The sequence below is a fragment of the Ralstonia psammae genome (genome assembly GCF_958405935.1).
In the GTDB taxonomy this organism is placed as follows: domain Bacteria; phylum Pseudomonadota; class Gammaproteobacteria; order Burkholderiales; family Burkholderiaceae; genus Ralstonia; species Ralstonia psammae.
Genome location: NZ_CATZBU010000008.1, coordinates 100,772 through 119,139 on the forward strand (window position 1 = coordinate 100,772; position 18,368 = coordinate 119,139).

The 18,368-nt window shown below is 63.9% G+C and carries 14 protein-coding genes; 6 read left to right on the top strand and 8 right to left on the bottom strand.

The features are described 5' to 3' along the window. The first annotated feature begins 10 nt into the window (after positions 1-10). From R2N16_RS16765 to tssA, 4 genes are all read left to right on the top strand, one after another. Positions 11-1,138, top strand: coding sequence for a DUF6708 domain-containing protein (locus R2N16_RS16765; protein WP_316666879.1), 1,128 nt, complete (start codon positions 11-13; stop codon positions 1,136-1,138). A 125-nt stretch (positions 1,139-1,263) separates the two neighbouring features. Beyond that, positions 1,264-2,346: an MFS transporter gene (locus R2N16_RS16770; RefSeq protein ID WP_316666880.1), complete on the top strand. Its 1,083-nt coding sequence runs from the start codon at positions 1,264-1,266 to the stop codon at positions 2,344-2,346. Between the two features lie 497 nt (positions 2,347-2,843). Further along, a complete protein-coding gene (locus R2N16_RS16775; protein ID WP_316666881.1) occupies positions 2,844-3,251 on the top strand; it encodes a hypothetical protein in 408 nt (135 codons plus the stop codon). Between the two features lie 35 nt (positions 3,252-3,286). Beyond that, positions 3,287-4,363 carry a type VI secretion system protein TssA gene (gene tssA, locus R2N16_RS16780; protein WP_316666882.1) on the top strand — a complete coding sequence of 359 codons (1,077 nt, stop codon included), beginning with the start codon at positions 3,287-3,289 and terminating at the stop codon, positions 4,361-4,363. A 2-nt stretch (positions 4,364-4,365) separates the two neighbouring features. Here tssA and R2N16_RS16785 read toward each other — a convergent pair whose 3' ends face one another. The 8 genes from R2N16_RS16785 to R2N16_RS16820 all read right to left on the bottom strand — a co-directional run bounded on the left by R2N16_RS16785 (position 4,366) and on the right by R2N16_RS16820 (position 14,547). Beyond that, the gene (locus R2N16_RS16785; RefSeq protein WP_316666885.1) at positions 4,366-5,952 is read right to left on the bottom strand and encodes a TIGR04222 domain-containing membrane protein; all 1,587 of its coding nucleotides are present in this window, start codon (positions 5,950-5,952) and stop codon (positions 4,366-4,368) included. Beyond that, positions 5,903-6,721: an OmpA family protein gene (locus R2N16_RS16790; RefSeq protein WP_316666886.1), complete on the bottom strand. Its 819-nt coding sequence runs from the start codon at positions 6,719-6,721 to the stop codon at positions 5,903-5,905. The genes R2N16_RS16785 and R2N16_RS16790 overlap by 50 nt, the downstream gene beginning before the upstream one ends. Before the next feature lie 2 nt (positions 6,722-6,723). Then, positions 6,724-7,719, bottom strand: a complete 996-nt coding sequence (gene tagF, locus R2N16_RS16795; protein WP_316666887.1) for a type VI secretion system-associated protein TagF — start codon at positions 7,717-7,719, stop codon at positions 6,724-6,726. Next, positions 7,716-11,657, bottom strand: coding sequence for a type VI secretion system membrane subunit TssM (gene tssM / locus R2N16_RS16800; RefSeq protein ID WP_316666889.1), 3,942 nt, complete (start codon positions 11,655-11,657; stop codon positions 7,716-7,718). Before tssM ends, tagF begins: the two co-directional genes overlap by 4 nt. Positions 11,658-11,709: 52 nt before the next feature. Then, complete coding sequence (locus R2N16_RS16805) at positions 11,710-13,161, bottom strand: hypothetical protein (protein ID WP_316666891.1); 1,452 nt, start codon at positions 13,159-13,161, stop codon at positions 11,710-11,712. 11 nt (positions 13,162-13,172) lie between these two features. Then, positions 13,173-13,442 carry a PAAR domain-containing protein gene (locus tag R2N16_RS16810; protein ID WP_316666892.1) on the bottom strand — a complete coding sequence of 90 codons (270 nt, stop codon included), beginning with the start codon at positions 13,440-13,442 and terminating at the stop codon, positions 13,173-13,175. Between the two features lie 25 nt (positions 13,443-13,467). Then, on the bottom strand, positions 13,468-14,325 hold the full coding sequence (locus tag R2N16_RS16815) for a M15 family metallopeptidase (RefSeq protein ID WP_316666893.1): 858 nt from the start codon (positions 14,323-14,325) through the stop codon (positions 13,468-13,470). Positions 14,326-14,388: 63 nt separating this feature from the next. Next, entirely contained in the window at positions 14,389-14,547 is a 159-nt protein-coding gene (locus R2N16_RS16820) for a hypothetical protein (protein WP_316666895.1), read from the bottom strand. Positions 14,548-14,585: 38 nt separating this feature from the next. Here R2N16_RS16820 and R2N16_RS16825 point away from each other — a divergent pair, with 38 nt between their 5' ends. Further along, the gene (locus tag R2N16_RS16825; RefSeq protein ID WP_316666896.1) at positions 14,586-15,353 is read left to right on the top strand and encodes a hypothetical protein; all 768 of its coding nucleotides are present in this window, start codon (positions 14,586-14,588) and stop codon (positions 15,351-15,353) included. 149 nt (positions 15,354-15,502) lie between these two features. Continuing rightward, positions 15,503-18,352, top strand: a complete 2,850-nt coding sequence (locus R2N16_RS16830; protein ID WP_316666898.1) for a type VI secretion system Vgr family protein — start codon at positions 15,503-15,505, stop codon at positions 18,350-18,352. The last annotated feature ends 16 nt before the right edge of the window (positions 18,353-18,368 follow it).

Below are 18,368 nucleotides of genomic sequence, written 5' to 3' on the forward strand. Positions count from 1 at the left end.
GTGGGTAAAAATGTTTGTACGTGAAAACGCTTACGCGCGAAAAAAAAGTCGCTCGGCTGAGCAAGGTCGCAAGTACCTCAATGTCGATGGGCAACGCCAATGGCGTGTTGACGAGCCCAGCGACGCAGAGGGCGTAAGCCTCCCGGGCAGATGCATTTTTGCGCAAAACGATGCTTACCTGGAAATATGCAACCCAGGATGGGATCTGCAATGGCGGGCAGGTATTGGGAATTTTTTTGTCGTGATTCCTGCGTTGTTAATGATATGGTGGTGGTTTGGTTTCGCTATTTATCCATTGATATCAGATGGAGTAATTTTCTTCTTTGTGAAGACATCTTTAGGGGATGGGGACAAGGTTCTTCTATGGATGGGGTGGCTTCTGTTCTTCCCTTTGGCTATTGGGTGCGGTTTCTTGCTGTACCTGTGGTTCTTTGTCGGAGGAATGCGTTCAGCATTCTTCACGTTCGCGCGCGGTCGCATCCGATTTAATCGATTGAAAAGAAAAATATACGTACTACGACCAAAATATTGCGGTGGCAATGTGGTTATCGATTGGGAAAAGATCGTCGCGTTGCTGAAACCGGAGGGTGTTCGACGGGGGGATAAGGAGACTGTCCAGGCGATTGCGCTATATCGCCCGCCCTCTGATCCGGTTGGGAGTGATTCCGATGAGGACGCGATCTTTGTGGGCCCGACGCTGACGTTCAGGGATCTGCAGGCAGCTGGCATGTGGGAATACATTCGCCGCTACATGGAGGACGGCCCTACGGTCGACCAGATTCCGCCAAACGCTCCCTCGAACTACAAGCAGATTCCGCGCTATCTGCCGCAGGAATATACGACCTACTGCGGTAAGCCCAGTTGGCGTCAATACATCTTGGAGCAGAAGCCGGGCTTCATGGAGGCTTCTTGCCACATGATGAGTCAGCTGACATGTACATGGCCCCGATTCCCCAAGGAGTGGGGCAGCGACTCCGGCCTGGGCGAACCAGAAGACCGTCCTGTGCAAACGGGGGCCGTCATGACCGCAATGGTGTATCGCGCTCAGGGTCGGTTGTCTGCTGAAGACAATCTCGAGTTCTTGCGACGTTGGGGAACGCAGGAAGCCTTGAACGAGGCATTGTCCAAAGCCGTTTAGGCACCTACAGGAGGTTTGAGAGCGTCGTATCGGCTGAGCGGACGCTGCTAGTAACCTGATCAAGAACGAGAGCTTGAAAGAAGCCTAAGTCGAAACGGACACCACGCATCTCCTGAGGCGTATGCATGTTTGATTGCGAAGCGGCATTCCACGAACACGTAAGGAAGCAAGGAAGAAAGGGTGCGGTTGAATATCTCGCCGATATCAATCGTTACACCGTACTGCACGCCCCCACGGAGCGTCGCAAGGATGATGCTAAGCCCAGCTTGGAGTCGGCACGCACGCTATTCGACTACAACGAGCACTTCATCGAACTCTCCAACATGGGGGAGGAAGACCGCTCCCTGATGTTCATGCTGGCAATCGCTGTGCTCCTGCTTCTTTCGCTACCGATCATGGGGTTGGCATTGACGCTGCCAGGAGAACCGCCATTTACGCACGATTGGAATGTATCGGTCATCGTCGGCGGGGCGCTTTTGGGCTTTGTGCTGACATTCATTTATTTCCTTTGGCCCACCCAGTTTGGTCCCAACTACTTCACTTACCTGCGAGCCCGCTACCGCTTCAATCGCAAGACACGTAAGGTGTACGTACTGCGTCCCAAGCGCTACGGCGGCAATGTCATTCTCGATTGGGACCGCGTCAAAGCCCACGTGAGCTGGTGCGCCCCCCGCGAGATGACGCCCGACCAGATCGATGACAAGTTCGCGCGCCAACGCCGGCAGGAAACCGCCGGGGGCCAGTTTGGTATGCGAGGTTTGGTGCTGTACTGGCCGCCGTTGGATCCAGCCGACCCCGAGCGCAAAGGCGAAGAGGTTCTTTGGGTCGGCCCCAAGCTGGCCGGAGAAGGCCTCTGGCAGTACATCCGCACCTTCATGGAAGAAGGCATCGACAAGGTTCCGGTCCCCACCGAGTACGAATGGCTGCGCAAAGGCTTCCACACCCCGAGCCAGCATCTGGAGGAAACGGAACTGTCGGCTTCGCGCGTGCTGGACCGTATCGGCGGCCGCGGGGAAAATTCCGCGCAAACGCAGCTCACCTTCCTGATGACGTTTCTGTGGGCGCCGCTGCATTGCTTGGCCGAGCGTCTGTGCACCTGGCCGACGTTTCCGAAGGAATGGAACAGCGACTGCGGCCAGAGGCGCCGGGAGGATGGCATCGGGCCGGAGGAGCCATTGCGGTGGGTAGCGTCCTCGAAATGCCCGTAGTGCCGTCACGACAAGCCGCTCACGCACATCCGAAGCCTGCATTCGAGCTATCGACGGCCGAGTGCGAGCATCAAGTAGCGGCATTCCAATGTCAGAGGTCCAAAATTTCGACTTCCAATCGACACGTTCAACAGTCTAAGCATGGCGTGCGAGCTTCAATGCGGCAGCTTCCGTTGCCCGGAGACGGAATGCGGCCCTCGGAGGCTCGATGGGTCGGGTGTATCAGGGCGGCGTGCGGTACGGGAAGCGAAGACCGTGGAGTTCGGTGATCTGCGAGAGAAACTCGTCTGGCGCGCTTTATGTTGCGGTGGAGTCCGCCGAGCGGACTTTGTCGCACGGAAGTCGATGTTGCCCCCGCCTACAGGTGCTGACTGGGCCCCCGAGCACGCTCGCAGCCACATGAAGATTTAGAAACAATCCCCCCAACCGCCCCAAGCCTGCGTAGCATCTCCACCGTCCGCCCCGCGCGCGCGGACGTCACATTCACGCACGCTGATATGAACGCACTGTCCCGCCTTGCCGCAGCTTCTGCTCTGGCCGCGCTGCTTGTCACGTCCGCATTCGCCCAGGACGACACGCCGCTGCAGGTTTCGTACCGACAGGTGCTGACTGAATATTTCAAGGACGCGCCGACTGCGTCGAAGAAATACGACGGCCATCGCCTCGTCTTCAAGGGTCAGGTCTATCCGTTGTCCGACGACAGCCTGAACACGCTGGCTGTGACCGAAGACCTGAAGGTGGGGGCGCCGTTCCAGGACGATCAGCGTGACGCGCTCAAGGCGCTGTTTCCCGATCACAAGCTGGCGGCGTACAAGCCCAGCAAGGACATCACACTGGATTGCTTGAATCGCCAGTTCGTTGGCTTGACGCTGGCGCTGGCGGATTGCCGCCTCGCCAAGCCCTGACTTTCGTATCGCACCCCGGTTCTTCGCTTCAGATCATGGCCTCTCTTCCGTTTGACCAATTGCTCGCTCCGCTGCCCGGCGCTCAACCGTGTGGCGAAGACATGCTCTTCTCGGCTGAATTCGACAGCATTCAAGATGCGCGTCGCTTTGATGACCCGTCACTCGATCAAGGCGAGTGGATCACGGAGATCAAGGAGGCCGACTGGCGCGCCGTCATCGCCGAGAGCACCTCGTTGCTACAGAATCGCACGAAGGATTTGCGTCTGGCCGCATGGTTGGCCGAGGCGCTGTCGAAAGAGCGCGGTTTCGCGGGCCTGCGTGAGGGCTACGAACTGATCGCCGGCCTGTGCGAGCAGTTCTGGGAACACCTCTATCCGTTGCCCGAAGCCGATGACCCGGAAGCCCGCACGGGCAGCATGGCGTGGCTTGCGACGCGTTCGAGCCAGTTGATTCGAGAGGTGCCGCTGGTGGAAGCGGGCAAGGGCGGCTACAGCCTCGTCGATTGGGAAGTCGCGACCAGCCTGGTCGAAGCCATCCGCCGCGATCCGGAGCAGGCAGATGAGCTGTCGCGCGGAAAAATCACGCAGGAACAGTTTGAATCGGCACGGCGCGCAACGTCGCCGGCGTTCTACAAGACGCTGCACGACGACGTGGTGGGCTGTGGTGCGGCGCTGCTGCGGTTGGAATCCGTGCTAGATGCACGGGCAGGGGATCATGCACCCAGTTTCCGCGCTGCGCGCGAAGCGTTGCAGGCGGTGCGCGCATTGGTGGAGCGCTTCGGTGGTAAGCCGGAGCCCAAACCAACCTCGGTGGAAGCCAAGGGCGCCCAGCAACAGACGGTGCAGTCCGCCACAGGCTCCACGGTGGAAACGGTGGTTTCCGGCCCGATCCGCACGCGCGCCCAGGCGCTGAACCAGTTGCGCGATGTGGCGGAGTTTTTCCGGCAGACCGAGCCGCACAGCCCGGTTGCCTACCTCGCCGCACGTGCAGCGAAGTGGGGCGACATGCCGCTGCATGCCTGGCTGCGCACGGTGGTCAAGGATGATGCGACGCTGTCGCAAATCGAGGAACTGCTGGGATTGGGCGATCCGCCGTCGGAAAGCGCGAGCTGATCTTACGAACTGCCTGAACAACCGCCGCAGCCGCTGGACCCGCAGCTACTCGATCCGCAACTGCTAGAGCCGCTGCTGCCTGAACTGCAGTTGCTCGACGTGTCGCCTCCCGAGCCGCCCGAACTGGCGCCGGTTGGCGTTCCCATCATTGATCGGTATCCGACCCACGCTGTGTTGGCCAACACGCTGGTGCCGGCAAACGCGGTCATCCACAGTAGATCGTCCGTCGACAAGCCGGCACCAGAGGCCCGCTGGCCGCGCTGACGATGTACATCGAGTGCGGCGACGGCCGCAGCGGTCGGGCCGGCACGGCCGACGCCGATCAGCCGCGCTGTCACGCCCCAATACGCGATTCCGAACAAGGCCATCTCGACCAGCAGCCACATCACCGGACGCCCTCGGGACAGGCCGATGAAGACCTTCATCACGCCGAGCCAGAGCACCGGCAGCGCGATCGCCCATGCAGCCAGTGTCGTTCCTCGCATCGCGCCGCGCGGCCACATCCATCCTTCGTGGCGCAGCCGATCTGTCATGTCGCATGCTTCGTCGGCCAGCCGGTCTCGAAAGTTCGGCCATGGGGAGCGGTGCTGTGTTTGCCGCACCAGCCATGCCCATGCGTTCACGTGGCGCGCGGGCGTTTGCGCCTCATTCGCGACCACGTAGGTGTTGCGGTCCCGTTTTCTCTTTGCTGGATGGACGACCCGGATCGCACCTGCGTTGAGGAGTGTCAGCGCCGCAACCTGCGCCATGCGCCCGGCATCGCCGGTCATCAGCGCAGCCTCGGCGGGCGCCAACTGGCGCGGCACGCTGCCATCGGCGCCTCCCCAAGGGCGACGCCCGTACGCCAATCGATGCAGGCCCCGGATTAACAGACACGCCATCACGCACACGCCCAGATAGAACGCGAGAAAGCGCGGCCCCGGATAGTTCAGCGCATCAAAATCCGATGCGGCATGCGTCGTGATGGCGATGAGGCCAACTCCGATCGCGAGCCATACGGATGGCATGATCGAGCGAACGGCGGAGGGGCGCGGCGGCGTGACAGGGTTGGGCGGTTGCAGTGCGGGGCCAGCAGCTTCTGGCGCACTGTCTGCCTGTGCATGCTCCGGCACCGGCCAGACCTCGGCCGGCGGCTCCATGCCGAACGTGTGCCGATAGCTGTCGAGCGTTTGCGCGTAATGCCGCGCGTAAGCGTCGTCTTCGTCCGGCGCACCAATGCCCGGCGCATGGTGGAGCGGCGCGCGCAGTACCTCCGCGCAGAACACCGTCCAATACTCTTTTGAATATTGCAGATGGAGATGCCATGCGGCATCGATCGCCTCGGAAGGCGTAACGGCATGCCCGGCAAACACCGCCAGATACGCGAACCGCTTGTACTCTTCGATGACGGTCAGCGTATATAAACGCGACCATCCTTCGGCCTCTGCCAGGCGTTGGCTGTAAGGCACCGGCGCGTCAGGCGCATCGGGCGAGTACTGGCTCAGCCGAAGCAGGCAGGCCTTGCGATCCGCTTCGGTCGGGCAGCCTGATCCTCGCGCGTCACTTGCTCGCTCGAAACTCGATCCGCCGATTGCGCGACCGGCCTTCATCCGTGTTGTTGGCGGCAACAGGTTGATCCGGCCCCACGCCCATCGCGGTGAGCGTGCCTTGCTCGGCGCCCTTGGCGATCAGGTAGTTCTTGACCGTCTCTGCGCGCGCCTGGCTCAGGTTGAGGTTCATGGCGCGGCTGCCGGAGTTGTCGGTGTGGCCGACGATCTCGATCTTGCGGCCGTTCAGGCGCGGCAGCACGGCGGCCATTTCATCCAGGATCGTGCGGCCCTTGGGGGTGAGCGTGGCGCTGCCGGTTTCAAACTCGATGATGCGGTTGGCCAGCGTCTGGTCCAGCAGCCCTTGCTCGGACACTGCTGCCACGCGCAGCCCGTTCTTGATCGTGTAGCTCTGGCCCAGCGCCGTCGCCATGTCGCTGGTCAGCTGCTGGCGCTGCGCCTCGTTGCCGACGTCGCCATGCAGGGAAATCTGCGTGCCGTCGATGTTGAGCTGCCCCCGGTTGACCTGCTTGATCGCCGGCGACAGGATCTTCTGCACGTTGGTCGACCAGTTGGGCGGCGACACCACATTGCCGACTTCGATCTGATCGACCACGTTGGCGCTGCCATACAGCTCGCGCAGCTTGGCGAGCACGCTCGCCTTGGTGGCTTCGTCCGGAACCATGCCACCGGCCACGACCTGGCCCGGCACGGGCGCAGCGTCGCCAGCAGCGGCATAGGCGGGCAGGGCGCTGACCAGGCACGCCAGCATGGCGGCGTTCGCCACGAGCGTTGCAGGCCGGAAGCCGCGCTTGATTGCATCCAGACCCATGTTCATTCTCCGATGAAGACTTCGCGGAAGGTATCGACCGCCACGCGCAGCGAGAGCTGCGGTTGATCCAGGTAACTCACGAACTTGGCCAAGCCGTACTCTCCGCTGACGTGCTGGTCGACCCATTCCGGATCGTCGATGTTGATGTTCTGTTCGGCATATGCCAGCGGCGACATCACGCTGTGCAGCGTGCGTGAAGAGGCGCCGTTGAAACCGATGACCAGTCGCTCGGCTCCGTTGATCTCGCCCAGGAAGAGCGACAGCTCAAAGTCTGCGCGCTGCAGGAAGCGCGACACCAGCTCCAGCCAGAAACTCGCCACCAGGCTGCGATAGAGCGGGTCTGCGGGCAGCGGCAGGGTGAGCCCCTTCTCCAGTCGCGACGAGCCATTGGCCATCACGGGTTGCAGCAGCGTGCCGAGCGCCAGCAGTGTGCGGCGCAGGCGGATGTTGTGGCCTTCCGAGCGCAGCATCTGCTCAAGGCCCGCCACGGTCTGGAAGTCGATGAAATCCGAAAAGCTTGCGTCGTGCGACTGCGTGCTGGTGCCGCCCGTGCCGGTCTCCACGCCGTGCTGACCTTCTGCGAGCAGGCGCAGGCCTTCCGTGGCGTCGGCGGCGGTCCCGAGCGAGATCATCTGCTGGCCGGCGCGTGTCCACAGGCGGGCCAGTGCAATCGGGCTGCGTGCGATGAAGTTGATCGGGCGATCGACCTCCATGGCCGCCGCCGTCAGGAACGGAAAGCGACGCGAGGACAGATCACTGCTGGCCATGAGCGTGCCCGCAATGGCGAGCTTGCTCTGCGAGCCGAGAAACGCAAACTGCACAGGCTTCCAACTGTCGTAGGTCGTCTTCCAATCCGGGGCTTCGGCCAGCAACTCCATGCCTTGCGCCAGCCAGCGGTCCAGCGTGTCGAGCAACTGGACGTTGTTGGCGCTTTTGACGAAATCGCCGCGCGACGGAAGCTTGCCGAAGTACGAAAGCTGCAACTGGGTCTGGCTCATTGCGCCGTCCCTCCTTGCTCTTCCGTGACGTTGTGACGTGCAGCCTGTGTTGACACTGCCGCTTGCGCCGCAGGCGGCGTGCCTGCGGGTGCTACCGGGGCAGGCGGCGTCAGGGTGTTCTGCGGTGCTGCTGCATCGGCAATCGACGTCGGCAGGCGCAGGCCGCGCAGGCCCTGGCCTTGCGGCGAATCCGATGCCGTCGTGCCGCCGGTCTGCGGGCTGCTGATGATGCGCAGGCTGATCGATACCGTCAGGTTGTCCTTCGTCCAGGACAGATCAAACGCGCCATCCGGACGGCGTTTGCGCTGAGCCGTGGCAATCAGGCGCTCCAGGCCAAAGCGGCCGGGCTCGTTGAGCAGTTCCACGGTGCGGCCGTCAAATGTGGTGGCGGTTACGCGCGCCCCCGGCGTGCCTTGCGGATTCGGCCAGACGAAGTTGGCCCATTGCGGCGGCGTGTTGCGATAGCGCAGTTGCTGTCCGTCGATCTCGATCGTGTACTCGGTGGCGCCTTGCGACGGCACCGGCAGGATCTGGAACACCGTCTGCGGCGCTGCGGCTGCCGCACCGCCTGCACCTCCGGCCGCGCCACCCGTGAGCGGCGCGATCCAGCGTGTGAAGCCTGTGGTGAACTCGGGCACGAACGCAATGCCCAGGTCGCCCCAGGTGCGAGAGGCGATCATGTCGCCGCGGCGCACCGACAGCGGACCGATCGTCGTGCTGGCGAACTTGGCAATGGCGCCATCGGGGCCGAACACCTGGCCGATCTCAGCCGCGCTGGCCTCGATCTTGGCGTTGGGCGCAAACGGGTACTTGTCTGCCAGCGTGGTGGCAAAGGGCTGATACACCTGTGCGTTCCACACCTTGTTGACTTCGGTCGTGGCCGGGCGGATTGCCACCGCATACGACTGCAGCAGCGGGCGCACCAGCAGCGGGCGCAGCGTGGCGCGCTCGCTGTCGGTCATGCCGGTCAGCATCTGCTCATCCACGTACTTGAGCGTGTCGGCCAGTTCCGAGCCGTTGCCGTCCAGTGTCTGCTGCATCAACTGGCGTGCACCTGGGCCGGGGTCTCCCTGGTTCTTGATCTGGTTGAAGCGCGTGCGCACCTTGGAGAGCGAATCCATATAGCCGCGCAGCAGCGATTTTTCGTCGCGCATGACAACCACGCGTGCCAGCCCCGAGAACTCCTTGCCCACCGGGCCCATCGGAATGGCGCCCGTGTCGGCATTGCCGCTCACGTCCAGGTTGACGTTCACCTGCGACGGCGTCTGGCGCGCGAAAAGCTGCTTGAACCAGCCCAGCACGCCGGTCTTGGCCTGCTTCAGGCCGGCGTTGAACATCGACGGGTTGTCCCACGACGTCTGTTCATACGCGGTGTCGAGCACCTTGCGGATGGGCGAGTTGGTCGGATCGCCCAGCAGGTTCATGCCGGTGACGGCCTGGTCGAAGCTGGTGAAATCCTGGATCGCCACGCCCTGCATGAAGCGTTGCCATTCGCGCGCGTATTCGGTCTTGTACATCGTGACCAGCGCCTTCTGGATCTGCTCGGGACTGCCTTCCAGCGTGAGGTCGTCGCGCGCGGCAACGTTCAACACCCAATCCTTGGTCTGCAGTTCCTTGTTGGCGGCTTCCTTGATGGCGGGCTGCACGTAGCCGAGCCACGCTTCCTTGGTGAAGGTGCCGGGCACGGCATAGCTGCCGGCCACCAGGCCAGCACCGGTATCGCCAACAATGCGTGCGACCGTCATCGGGGCGTAGCGCGTGGAGGCGCGCGCCTTGATCTCGGCATAGGCGCGTTCGCGTGCCGGCATGCCGCGCACCACGCGGCGCAGGTTCTCACGCGTCTGGTCGACCAGCGAGAGGTTGCCTTCCAGAAGCGGCCAGTTGTCGTCGTTCACGCGCGCGAGGAAGAACGACAGATTGCGCTCCGCCGAGCGGATCATCTGCTCGCGAGGCATGTTGCCCCGGTTGTCTTCCAGCCAGCTGCGCCAGAAGCGCGTGATCTGGTCAGTCAGGTGCGCGACTTCCACGTGGCGCTTGTCCGACAGCATGAGGTAGGTCTTGAGCGCGTTGTAGCCGTCTTCCACGTTGGTGGGGGAGGCGTCGGTGTAGCGCTTGGCACCGGTTGACGCCGTGGCCTGGTTGGGCGCCGCTGGCGCATTGGCGGCAGCACCCGAGGCACCGCCCACCGTGGCGGTGGCCGTCGTCACAGATGTGGTCATCACAGCGCCGGTTTCCGGCGGACGCACCATGGGTGCCAACTGATCCGGATGCGCGTTGACTTCGGCCAGGAAGGTTTCGATCGCCCCGCCTACCGGTTTGAGCATGACCTGGCGCAGGCCGTTGTAGTACTCGTCGAGGAGTTTGTGCTGCAGCGTGTCACCCTGGTACAGGCCCAGCGACAACGCGAGCGGATGGTCGTTGCGATACCGGTCGAGCTGTTCGATACGGTCTTGCAGGATGTCGAGTGCTTCCAGCCGGGCCTGCAGGTCCACCCGGTTCTGCTGCATCTTCACGATCTTGTCGAGATCGGCCTGCACGTTGGCTGTCAACGTGCGGTTGCCCATGTACGACCACGTCCAGCCGCCCAGCATCACGCCCAGCGCCAGCACCAGCGCAAAGAACGTGGCGATGCGCAGGCGCGTCTTCGCAGGGCTGGCAAACTGCCGCACTGTCTGCTTGTCGGCAAAGATCACCTTCGAGAACAGGTCGCGCAGGAAGAAGCCGTTCTTGGAGAACACTTCGCGCGTGCGTGCGGCCCCGTCGGTCGACAGGCCGAACCGGCGTGCAATGCGCTCGGCCGACACGCTGTTGGTGGCACCTTCCTGCAGCGCGCTGGTGAAGTAGAAGCCGCGGAATACTGGTTTGTACTGGAACGGGTTCTCATCGAACAGCGTCATCAGGAACGCGCGCAGCGTCGGCTTGATCGATGCAAATTCCAGCGGGAAACTCAGCAGCCCCGGCGAGAGTTTGTTGTTCCGGTGCAGCGCGATCTGCGCCACGCTGATCTCCTTCAGCCCGTCGCACAGCTCGTCAAAGCGCTGATCGAACACGGCGGCCACGTCCGGCTTCGAATCGGGCTCGAAGGGCAGGGTGGCGCCCCATACGCGGTCGCGCTCCTGTTTCTCGCTGTCGCCAAAGAACTCGGTAAAGCCGGTGATCAGGTCAGCCTTGGTGAACATCACGTACACCGGGGCAAATACTTCCAGGCGTTCGGTCAGTTCCTGCACGCGCTGGCGCAGGTTCTTGGCCAGGTTGATGGCAAATTCGGGGCGGTTTTGCGTGAGTTCCGACACGCTCACCGTCACGACAATGCCGTTGATGGGCGCCTTGGGGCGATAGCGCTTGAGCAGGTCCAGGAAGCCGAGCCACTCGCGACGGTCTTCTTCGTGCACCGAGTAACGGCCCGCCGTGTCGAGCAGGATGCCTTCGGTGGTGAAAAACCAGTCGCAGTTACGCGTGCCGCCGATGCCCTGGATGACAGCGCCGCCCTTGTCGGCAAATGGAAACTGCAGGCCGGAGTTGAGCACCGCCGTACTCTTGCCTGCCGCCGGGTTGCCGATCACGATGTACCAGGGCAGCTCGTACAGCGCCGCGCTGCCAGACATCTGCCCGAGCTTGGAGCGCTTGATGGTCTTGACGGCTTCGGCCAGGCGCACGCGCAGGGCTTCCACTTCTTCGCGCTTGTCTGGCGTGGCGGCCTTGTCGGCGGCGGCCTGTTCCAGCACGCCCTCAAGCTTGTTGCTGGCCTGACGTGCGCGCCAGCGCTTCCAGAGATACGTCAGCAGCCACAGCGCGAGCAGCGCGCCAAGCGCGATGCCAACCCAGACCAGGCCAACCTCAAAGGTCTGCGCCATCAGCAGCAGGAAGATGGTCAGCACGATCACGCCAAGAATCGATAGCGTGCGTGAGTTGGTCAGGAAGTTCAGGAAGCGTTGCATGTTGCCTTCGGCTCGGGAACAGACGGAATCGGAATCGGAATCGGGAACAACGTCAGGTCAGACTGGGCACCACCGCGATGGCGCCGCGCTGCTGGATGTCGTTGGCGGTAATGGCCAGCACCGGCTTGCCGGTCTGCCGGCTCAATTGGTGCGCCACCACCACCGACAGCAGCGGGCCTGCAGCGCCGACATAGCCGCAAGGTGTGCCAACCGGCAGCAGATCGGCGGCCAGGTCCAGCGTGGGGAAACGTTCGGAAAACACGCGTGCCACCTCGACCGTGCGCACAGGGTGCATGCCGGTGTCTGAGACGACGCCGGCAACGGTGATGGGGTCGACGGCCGAATCGGCCTCGGCGCTCTCCGCCTTCTCGGCAGGGGCGGCGTCTTGCTTGGCCTTGGCGGGCGCGGCGGCCAAGGTATCGAGCACGTGGCCCACCGCCTCTCCCAGCGCCTGCAGTTGCGGCTGGCCGCGATCAGGCGTCGGCGATTCAAGCCGGGCCACGCCCGCGCGCGTGATCGTGAAGGGCGCGTTGGCTGCGTGGTCGCCTGCCGGCGCGCATAGCAGCACACCGGCAGCGGCTTCGCCCGGCACGCGGCCATGTTGGCGATTGGCCTCGAACAATTGCTCGTGCTGAATCAACTGCTCAACGGCGCTCGGGCCCACCAGTGAATCCGCCACCACCACCATGCGCAGCACGCGCTCGTCTGCGGCGCGGTTCACGCCCTGCGTGGCGCGATCGAGCAGCAGGAGCGCATCGGCATCGCCCTTGGCGGTGATGGGTTCCAGCGTCAACCGGTCCGTCGGCCAGATCAAGGCGAGGCGCTGGCGCAACCAGCCGTCGGCGGCAGCCTGGTGCTGCGGCGTCCATTCGCGCGGGAGCAGGGTGGTGATGATCAGCCGCGCGGCTTCGGGCTCGGTAGCGTCGGGCTGATGCGCAACCGCGTGGGCAGTCAATTCTTCGGCGACCTGGCCGGCAAGCGCCAATGCACGCAGGCGTTCGTCGAGCCAGTCCACATCGGGATGGCGTTCGGCCAGTTCGGCGCGCAGGTCTTCGATGTCGACGCCTTCCACCCGGGCTGCAAAGATCGGCTGGCCGAAACCCTGCACATCGGTCAGGCCGGGTTGCGTGTTGGCCTGCACGGCTTCCACCACCGATGCGGCATCACCGCCGGCAGGCGAGCGCAGGGCGCTGGCAAGCAGCACGGCGCGCCATTGACGCGTGGCGTCTTGCGGGTCGGCGGCCTTCGCATCGTTGCCCGTTGCGGCCGGCGTGGCGGTGGCCAGTTCGCGGCCTGCGGCCACATTGGAGCGAATGCCATCGACCGCGCGCTTGATGACCCAATAGCCGACGATCATGCCCACCGGCAGCAACAGCAGGTAGGTCAGGATGTCGGCGGTGGTCGGCATGCGGTTGGCAGACTGCCACCACACGATGACGGCAATCCACACCACCACGAAGACCGCGAGCAGCGTCAGCCCGGACCGGAAGAGTCTTGCAACCATGTCGTACGCGTTCAGATACTGCCGGTATTGCCCTGGCTGGACAGGAGCGTGGCGCCGCAAGCGGTTTTGTCACCATGGCGCGCTGCCTGCTTGCCGTCGATGATGACGTTCGGGTCTCCGGTCACGATGACGGTCGTGCCGCCGTGGCCGCTCTGCGGGCAAGTCACCTTGTCGCCCACGCAGGCGATGCCCTTGCCACCAGTGCTTGTGTTGCCCGACGCCGTGATCACCACGCCGCCATGATCCGTCTTGTCACCCAGCAGGATGAAGGGCCGTGTCATTGCATGCTCTCCATGAGTCCTATCGTCATTGCCTGGGCGCCGGCTGCTTGCCGAGCACACCTTTGCGGCGCAGCTCCACGTGGCCCAGGTCCATCATCTTCCAGCGGCCGCCCCACACGAGGCCGACCGATTCCGCCGTCTGTCCGTACAGCTCGTAGCCGCGCATCGCCCACGGGTCTTTTTCACTGATGACCAGCTTGCCGTCGCGGAAGAACGCGTTGTCCGCCGCCAGGCCGTACTGGTGATAGCTCTGGAACGCCGTAGCCTGCGTGACATTGCTGCCCATCGCCGCCAGCTTCACTTGCCGCTCGGGGCTTCGGTAGCCCTCGAGCAGCGCCATCTCGTAACCGTGTTCGTCGCGCATGATCTTGTAGACGAGCAGCAAGCGTTGGCGGAAATCCGCATCGAGCAGGTTCCAGTCGCGGCTCGCATCGCGGATGGCCGGGCGGATCTGCTCGACTTCACGGGTGGTGAACACCTCGGGCGGCAAGGGCGGTGGCGGGATCAGCCGTTCGCCATTGAGCAGCGCCGAGATGTGCGGATCCGGCTCGCGCACCTGGTCGTCATCGAACTCGAACGACTGCTGCTCGCGCAGCGCCAGCGCCAGCATGGGCGGCACCGACAGCACACCGAGCGCACCGAGCAGCAACATCCGCCGCCGGACCACGAACTGCTTGAACGCCGATACCCCCGACGTTGCGTTGTCCACCGACTCGCGCAACGACCCTGCCGAGCGTGCCCCCACCACCGCAGCCCCTGTGCTCAGGCGGCGCCATTGCGCGCGCACCAGCGCGGCGCAGCGCTGCCGCACCGACGGCAGCAGCAGCACGGCAGCCACCACCACCATGGCAACGAAGTAGAGAACAAGAACGACAAAAACCATACCGATCTGCGGAGCGTGGGCGCCTACGTCAATTCATCCAGATTTATATCTGTATTTAGAACGCTAAATTATTAATAAACGGTAATAATCAAGTGCTCGCCACGCAGAAATATTAAGAAACGATAAAGAAAATACAGCAACCGACGCAATCATTTGTCTTTCAGCAAGGCCAGACTTAAAATCAGCAGCCACCACCGGAATCGGCGCTTGTTTGTAATCCATACGTTCGCCGCGCATTCTATTTCAATTCTGGACCCGTGATGAGTAATAACGGCGATTTGAAACAAGAAGGGCCCCCAACGCTCTTCAATTCTGAATCCGAGACCGATGAGGCCGGGCATACGCGCATTCTGGCGAGCCTGGAGGGCCGCGTCGCGGCCAGCGGCAAGGCACCGAAAAAGTCGGGGCAGCGCTATGGCGTTGCGGCGGCGGTTGTCGTGCTCGCCGCCGGTATCGGCGCGTGGATCATGCTGAACCCGAGCGGCGAAATTGCGCCCACCCAGGTGGCCGAACAACCTGCACCGGCAGCTGGTCAGCCCGCCGCAGCCACGCAGGCGGCGGCCGCGGAGCCCGCTCACACAGCCGCTGCGGGGCCAGTCGCCTCGGCAAGCGAGCCTGCGGCGGAAGTGCAGGCCGCCACCATCGTCAACGTCGCGCCGGGCGAAGACCACGCAAGCGAGAAGAGCGAGAAAAGCGAGAAGGCACCGGTCGCCAGCGTGCCTGCCAAGGAAGCGCATGACGAAGCGGCTGGCGCGCCTGCCCTGGCGGCAAAGTCTGCCAACACCACAGCCAATACCGACGAAGGCAAGACGGCAACCGCCAAGCTGGTGGCCAAATCGACCAATACGCCATTTAAGGCGCTGCAGCAGCCAACAAAGCCCAAGGTGCAATCAACTGCCAAATCCGCCAAGAACCGAAAAGGCACATTGGCGCCAGATGATCCTGACGCCGATCTGCTGGCCGCATTGCTTGCGCCGCAGAATGCGGCCAATAAGGCCGCCAATTCACCCACTTACAAAGGGCAATAGCCGCCCGACTGCCCGGTTGGTGGTTTTTACAATCGGGCAATTGAGCGGAGGCGGGTGCGGCGCTCCACATTGCGCTGCCTCGTAAATGCCCGCGCTGGTTTCACGAAATCGCCCCGTGATACGCCACGCGTTGCAGCATCGGACAGCGAATGGACGCCACGACCCTTCTTCAGAACCTCTTCGCACCCACACGCCGCCTGTATACGCTGGAAGGCGAGGGGCCGCTTGCGGACCTGGCGGTGGAAGCCTGGCTCGGTCGCGAGGCGCTGTCCGAGCTGTTTGAATGGCGCGTGGTGGCCGTCAGCGCCAACGCGCGCATCGCGCTCAAATCGTTGCTGGGCCAGCGCGTTACGCTGGTCACGACGCTGGCCGACGGAACGCAGACAAAGCGCACGGGCCTGATTCGCCTGGCCGAGAAGCTTGGCGCGGACGGCAGCCTCACGCGCTATCGCCTGACCGTGGTGCCCTGGTTCTGGCTGACCACGCAGCAGCGCCACAGCCAGGTGTTCCAGAATCGGCCGCTGTCGGACATCGTTGAACAGATGCTGTCGCCGTACGAGCCGTATGCCTCGTGGCGCTACGCGGCCGGTGCCGAAGCGCGCATGGCCGACTTCGGCACGCGCGCGCACATTGCCCAGTTTCGCGAAACCGACTACCACTTCGTCACGCGCCTGCTGGCCGAGGCGGGGCTCGGCTTCACCACGGTGGAAGACGACCAGGCGCACGGCGGCCACACGCTGGTGATCTTTGCCGACAGCACGCAACTGCAGGAAGACGCGGAATCGGCAGCGGCGGGCGGTATCCGCTTCCACCGCGCTCACAGCCTGGAAGAGCGCGACGCCATCCAGCAACTCGCTTGCCACACCCGCACGACGGTAGGTGGCGTGGCTGTGGCCGCGTGGGACCCGGAAGGTAAGCAGAGCGCCCGCGCCCACGCGCCCGCACGCTTTGCCACCAGCACGGGCAGCCCCGACGCGTATCTGTCGATCAGCCCGTCGCTTGCGCCCGATTCCGCCAATGCGCAGCGCATTGCCGAACAGGTCATGGAAAGCCTGGAGGCCCGTGCGCTGTTGTTCTCGGGGCGTGGCACGGTGCGCACGCTGCGCAGCGGTACACGCCTGCAAGTGGTGGATTGCCCGCACCTGCCGCAAGATGTGGAAGGCGCCTATCCGCTGTTGATGGATCTGGTTGAGCACTGTGGCATCAACAACCTGACCGTCGATACGCACAACGCGCTCAGCCAGCGTTTGGGCGGGCTCGACGCCGCGCTGGAATTCGATACGCCGCCCAGCGCGCCGGAGTCCGGCCCCGGTGTTTTCGGTTTCCAGGAAGCCGAAGGCCCCGTCGAGCGCAGCACGCCGACGCACGATCTGCTCAAGGCCGCACGTACGCATGGCTACGCTGGCCTGTTCCGCGCCGGCGACGCACGCCGCCCCTGGCGCCCGGCCGTGACTGAACCCGATTGCGGTCGCCTCTACGCTGCGCCCACCGCGCAAGGCGTGCACAGCGCCATCGTGGTCGGCCCGGACGGCCAGACGCAGGCCGGCGGAGAGGGCGAACACCACGCTACCCCCGCAGGTGAAATCCGCGTGCGCTTCCCCTGGCAACAAGGCGAGCGTGCGGATGACCGCAGCAGCCGTTGGGTGCGCGTCGCGCAGCGGCAGGCCGGTTCCGGCATGGGCTGGCAATGGCTGCCGCGTATCGGACAGGAGGTACTCGTCAAGTTCAGTGAAGACGACATCGACCAGCCCGTCGTGATCGGCTCGCTGTACAACGGCCAGGGGGAAGCGGGCATTGCGCCCACCCCGGGCGGGCAGGGCGCATCTGACCCAAGCGACAGCACGGCCCTCTACAAGCAAGGCAGTGACAGCGCCGCGAGCGCGCAAGGCAACGTGGCCGGCGGCCACAGCCCCGCCTGGCACGGCATGGGCACGGAAGCCGAAGGCCACCGCAATGCCGCCGCCCACACTGGCTTCAAGAGCGCGGAACATGGCGGCAGCGGCTACAACCACCTCGTCTTTGACGACAGCGACGGCCAGTTGCGCACGCAACTCGCCACCACGCAGCAATTCAGCCAACTCAACCTCGGCCATCTCGTCCATCAGCAGGACAACCGGCGCGGCAGCTTCCGCGGCCAAGGGTTCGAGCTGCGCACCGATGGCCATGCCGCCGTGCGCGGCCAGGCCGGCCTGCTGCTGACCACCTACCGTGACGCCAGCAACGGCAAGGCCGTGCCCACCGGCGACAACGCCGCCGGCATTGCGCTGATCAAGCAAGCCAGGGAATTGACGTCATCGCTGGGCCAAGGCGCAGTGACGCACCAGACAGCCGCGCTTGCCACCGCCAAGGACGATGATGCGCCGCTGGCCAAGCAAGCCAAGGCCGTCGCTGGCATGGTCGATGGCAAGGCGCTCGACGCCGCCAAGCAGGACGCCAGCGCTGGCAACACCGCCACGCAAGGCAAGGTGCCGCACCAGGGCGAAGCCATGGCGCACCTGGCCGGCCGCGCCGGCCTCGTCATGGTGGCCGGGCAAGACCTGCAGATCGCCAACGGCGAAAGCATCGCGCTGGGCAGCGGCCAGGACACCAACCTCGCCGTAGGCAAGCAGGCCCGACTGCACGCCGGTCAGGCCATCGGCGTGGCTGCGGGCTTGTCGAAGGCGGGCGACAGCAACATCGGCCTGCAGCTTACGGCGGGGCAAGACAACATCGACGTGCAGGCCCAGCACGATGTGCTCAAGCTGATGGCCAAGCAGGACCTGAAGCTCGTGTCGGCCAATATGAACGTGGATTTTGCGGCGGCCAAGCGGATTCGCATTGCCACGGCCGGCGGGGCGTCGATCACGCTCGAAGGTGGGAACATCACCGTGGAGTGTGCGGGGCCGATTACGTATAAGGCGGCGCAGCGGATGTTTCAGGGGCCGCAAGGCACCAGCTATAGCTTGCCAAACTTCCCGCAGTCTCCCTTCAACCTCAAGGGCGCGTTCCCGTTCTCCTGATTCTCTTGCTCTGCTT